At 56.3% G+C, this 4,604-nt stretch carries 7 protein-coding genes; 4 read left to right on the top strand and 3 right to left on the bottom strand.

Going from position 1 to position 4,604, the window contains the following annotated elements; all coding sequences use genetic code 11:
- The first annotated feature begins 46 nt into the window (after positions 1-46).
- Positions 47-208, top strand: coding sequence for a hypothetical protein (locus B7449_RS15100; RefSeq protein ID WP_242407712.1), 162 nt, complete (start codon positions 47-49; stop codon positions 206-208).
- Positions 209-259: 51 nt separating this feature from the next.
- Here B7449_RS15100 and B7449_RS15105 read toward each other — a convergent pair whose 3' ends face one another.
- Positions 260-1,372, bottom strand: coding sequence for a Fic family protein (locus tag B7449_RS15105; RefSeq protein ID WP_039733972.1), 1,113 nt, complete (start codon positions 1,370-1,372; stop codon positions 260-262).
- Positions 1,373-1,828: 456 nt separating this feature from the next.
- Here B7449_RS15105 and B7449_RS15110 point away from each other — a divergent pair, with 456 nt between their 5' ends.
- The 3 genes from B7449_RS15110 (at position 1,829) to B7449_RS15120 (ending at position 3,646) form a co-directional block, all read left to right on the top strand.
- A complete protein-coding gene (locus tag B7449_RS15110; RefSeq protein ID WP_039733971.1) occupies positions 1,829-2,677 on the top strand; it encodes a hypothetical protein in 849 nt (282 codons plus the stop codon).
- Positions 2,678-3,105: 428 nt separating this feature from the next.
- Complete coding sequence (locus tag B7449_RS15115) at positions 3,106-3,360, top strand: type II toxin-antitoxin system ParD family antitoxin (protein ID WP_039733969.1); 255 nt, start codon at positions 3,106-3,108, stop codon at positions 3,358-3,360.
- On the top strand, positions 3,347-3,646 hold the full coding sequence (locus B7449_RS15120) for a type II toxin-antitoxin system RelE/ParE family toxin (RefSeq protein WP_039733967.1): 300 nt from the start codon (positions 3,347-3,349) through the stop codon (positions 3,644-3,646). The genes B7449_RS15115 and B7449_RS15120 overlap by 14 nt, the downstream gene beginning before the upstream one ends.
- Positions 3,647-3,675: 29 nt before the next feature.
- On the opposite strand, the gene B7449_RS15125 is transcribed toward B7449_RS15120, so the two are convergent.
- Entirely contained in the window at positions 3,676-3,942 is a 267-nt protein-coding gene (locus tag B7449_RS15125) for a DUF2274 domain-containing protein (protein ID WP_039733964.1), read from the bottom strand.
- Positions 3,939-4,604 (bottom strand): TrbI/VirB10 family protein (locus tag B7449_RS15130; protein ID WP_048883777.1); only part of this gene is annotated, 666 nt, incomplete at its 5' end. The genes B7449_RS15125 and B7449_RS15130, both read right to left, overlap by 4 nt.

Here is a 4,604-nt window from a genome sequence, read left to right on the forward strand (position 1 = left end):
CTGAATCAAAATTCCCTACACAAATCAATGGGTCCTGAGCCTAGAGATGGGAGCAGACCTGACAATGATCGGTCGGATGCTGGGTCATAGCGACATCAAGACCACCTCCCGCTACGCCCATCTGAAGCGGGAAAATGTCAAACGCTCGACGGATCAGGTCGCCCAGCGCATTTCATCCGCGCTCATCGATGCAAGGACACAAGCCTGAATGCAGATGACACCCAATCAACGTGCCTGTTCGTCAGCATCGACCTGCGTTTTACGTCTCGGGAAAAACCAGCGCATAGCTTGTGCTTCTTCCTCCTGCCGCCTCCCTGGCCAGAATATTACGCGACACGAGATCATTAATATCTCGCAGGGCTGTGTCCGGCGACGTCTTCGCCAGCTTCGCCCATTTGGATGAGGTCAGCTTACCCTCGAACCCGTCCAGCAGACGGTTCAGCATGAGGCGTTGCCGGTCATTGATTGATTGCCCGGCCAGACTGTCCCAGAAACGGGCTTTCTGGATGACTTTTCCCAGAACCAGCTCAGCACGGTCAAAGGCACGATCCAGAGCCCCCAGAAACCAGTGCAGCCAGGACGTGATATCCATATCCCCCTTCTGGGTAGCCTCAAGGATTGCATAGTAATCCTTCCGGTCGTGGCGGATCTGGGCTGATAGGCTGTAGAACCGCTGGTCTGTCTGTTCCGAACGCGCAAGTATGAGGTCGCCGATGGCCCGCGCCATGCGCCCGTTCCCGTCTTCAAACGGATGGATGGTGACAAACCACAGATGTGCAATGGCAGCCTTCAGCACCGGGTCCAGTGCGTGCCCGGCATTGCACCAGTCGAGAAAGGCCTGCATCTCCGCGGGCACCCTGCTGGCTGACGGCGCCTCATAATGGACCTTCTCCCGTCCGACAGGGCCAGACACGACCTGCATCGGGCCGGTTCTGTCATCACGCCACTCTCCCACCAGAATGCGTGCCATGCCGTTCCTGCCAGTCGGAAACAAAGCCGCATGCCAGGCGAACAGCCTTTCTTCGGTCAAAGGCTCAGCGTAATGCCGGGTCGCATCCAGCATCATCTCCACGACGCCTTCGACATCCCGATCCACTGGCGCCAGCGCGCCAATATCCATACCCAGTCGCCGGGCGATGGAAGAACGCACCTGCTCGCGATCGAGGTTTTCACCCTCAATCTCGCTCGACTTGATGACGTCTTCCGTCAGGGTCTGAAGCACGGCTTCTGACCTGAAATCGAAGCCGAGACTTTCCATACGCCCCAGAAGCCGACCCTGCCGGTGACGCACGGCGGCCAGTTCATGGGAAATGGTATCCTTGTTCCACCGGAAGCCGGGCCAGTCTTCATGCTGATGAATGTATCGCGCCATATTCCCTGCACCCCTTGCGGAGAATATGGCGCTTAATCACCGCAAACCGCAAGGCTATATCCGCATGATATGCGGCGAATACGTCCATTATTCAACGCACACACAGGCCGAGCGCCTGGCAGAGGAACTCCTGCTGCCTTTTCCACCTCTTCCGAAAGAAGCCGTGCCGCCTTTTTAATTCCGGCAGCAACACCAGATCATCGACGGAAAATGACAGCAATGGGGGGAGCCCGCCTGTCCGCTATAGGAAGCTAGCTATGGGAAAATGGACACGGTACCACCGATGAGGAGACTGACGGCTCTGGTCATCGTCCATAGGCATTTTCAGGCACAGTCCCAGAGTATCTTGAATTAGATACAGTCAGAATTAAGTGGGCCGATAGATTTTGTCCTAAATGTGTGCCCACGCGTGCCTCGACCGTGGTCAAACACTACGATTGGTCATATGGTTGGGGAATGACGCGTCCTGATCCCTTCACAATTCCCGAGTGGAAAGCGTTGCACCGCGAGGCATCTCTGATCAGTCAGATACTTGGCTCTGGTGCAACCGCATTAAGTCGTGCGAGTTATGGAAGCGGATTCGGTGAATACTATACTGCCTTCTTCGGACTTTCGGTTGGAATTGAACGGCTGGCAAAGCTTATATTAGTTGCCAATTACGCACTGGAGAATAACGGAGCCCTTCCAGGGCAGTCGGTCGTTCGCAAATATGGCCACAAATTGAGGGAGTTGATAGCGCAGGTCGGCATGATTGCTGAAAAGCGTAGTATCACCGTACCTCACATCGGCCCTGACCATCCTATCTGCACTGCTGTCATAAACTGCCTTGACGCATTCTCGGATGCCTCCAAGGGCCGCTACGCCAACTTCGAGGCGATAGGCAACCCTTCATTTGACCCAGCAAATGAGCCCGTCAACAAATGGTGGACCGAGGTTGTTGAGCCAATTCTCGATAATCATTATCGAGGGAAGAAAGGTGAAGCTGTTGTAAAGAGACGCGCAGCTCAATTCGGAGCGATGGCCGATTGCTACATGTTTGTCCTGTTCACAGATGAGACCGGCAACGTGATGTCGGACGCGACGACTGCTTCCGAACGCACTGGACAGACGAAATGGGCGCAGAATTACGGACGCTTTTACACGCTTTCGGTTGTCAGATGGCTCTCCTACATTTTCGACGAAATGACCCACATGGCTGGCTATCAACCGGGGCTGGAAAGCCTATTCGGACACTATGAATTTTTCCGAACTTACATGGTCAATAACCATTTCTTACTGAAACGCAAGGTCTGGCCTCTTACCTAGACTTGATACGGTTTGGTGCTTGGCAGAAGTGATTATGTCACTTTTGCGGAGTATCTGTAGTAGGTTTGATTTTCGGCGGGATTGATCCAGACATTGCCTTTTCCCGGCTCGGTTGATCTACTGCTCCGCTCGCGCGGCATATCTGATATTACGAGAATACAAATTTAAGGGGACAACCATATTTAATGGGCACCTGCACACGAAATGTTCCCATCCCCATTTAGTGTCCGGTCTGGGAATAGTGATCTTGTAAGTTTAATGACCAATATGAAGGCGGATGCTGCCCGTCCGCTTCATTCACCAGCCCATAAATGATCCCGTCCAGACGCAGCCTTCTATCTGGACCTAGAATACCGTGCCGTGCGCCTGCCCTCAATTTCATTGACCGAAATTGGCAAAGATTGTCATTGTTGAGATTGGAGGCACCGATGGCAACAATGAACATATCCCTGCCCGACCCCATGAAGGAATGGGTGGAGGCTCAGGCCAGGACGGGACGCTACAGCAATGCGAGCGACTATGTCCGCGATCTGATCCGGCGTGATCAGGAAGCCCGTGCCGTGCATGATGAAATCCAGACCCATATCACGGCCGGTCTGCGTAGCGGCGTCGGGACCAGAAGCATGAAGCAGTTGCTGCAGGACGCCCGGGCTGCTGCCGGGACGACGGATGCCGACCTGTAGAAAAACACGGCTTGCCGAAGACGACATCATCGGCATCTACATGCAGGGCGTGAGGGAATTCGGGCCACGGCAGGCCGAGGCCTACCATGCAGGTCTGGCGGACACGTTCGACCTTATTGCGTTACATCCGCAGCTTGCGCCGGAACGTCGCGAGTTCGCCCCGCCGATACGGCTGCACCGCCATCGGGCTCACCATATTCTCTATCTTATTGACGACAAAGGGGTCCTGATCGTCCGCGTGCTGCCACGGCTACAGCGCTGGGAACGGCTTGTGGGCACAGACTGAACGGCCCGCGCGCTGAACCTGCCTCACCGTTAGTCGCCAACGCCTGTCATCCTGCCTGCCAACGCTGGCTTTCTGCCGCGTCGCTGTTTCTGGAAGGCCCGATCGGTCTCCATGAAACGTCCGACCATGAGCGGCACCAGCCTGGCCGCATCGGGAATGGCATCAGCCGCCTCACCTGCGCTTCCCGAGACCAGTTCCGCATACAGCAGCAGATCACGATGTATCTCGGCTGGCAGTTCAATCGTCAGCTTGACCGGCCGACTGTCAGGAATGGTGCTGATACGGAGTTTTGTCATGGCGTTGCCCCTTCATGCGGATGCCAGGGTTTCAGGACCAGATCGCGATTGACGATCAGGGTAAACGGCAGGCCGGGCCGGTCGGTCAGCGTGGGTTGCACATCCATGCTGCGGTCGATCAGGCGGTTGCCTACCATGGAAAACCCGTTGCTGGCGCCGCTGCGGATCGCCTGAAGCAGGTTGTTTTCACCCCATGATGTCCCGGCTTCGGACCCAACGCTCAGCATGGTTGTCACCAGCGCCGCCCTGAAAAGCTGGCCCCAATGCTGGTCCACCAGATCCTTGAGCCCGGTCTGGCCGATCGCATCGGCACCGGGGATCCTGTCGAGCACGATGCTTTCGCCATCGGGACGGATGAGACGGGTCCAGATCACCTGCGTACGCCGCTGCCCGAATGAAACACTGCTGTTATAGGTGCCAAACAGGGTACTGCCCTGCGGCACGAGCAGGTAGCGTCCGGTCAGACTGTCATAGACGTTCTGTGTCACATGCCCGATCAGTTGCCCCGGCAGGTCGGAACTGACTTTCGAATTAAGCGCGCCTGCAATCACCGTTCCCGCCTGAATCACGTATGGGGAAACAGGCGGCGTCAGGAGATCCGGGCTGACCGTGACACGATCGGGCTGTCCCGCCAGAAAGGCGCGGTTGGCGGCCTGCCGGTC

It is taken from the genome of Komagataeibacter intermedius TF2 (assembly GCF_000964425.1).
Lineage (GTDB): Bacteria > Pseudomonadota > Alphaproteobacteria > Acetobacterales > Acetobacteraceae > Komagataeibacter > Komagataeibacter intermedius.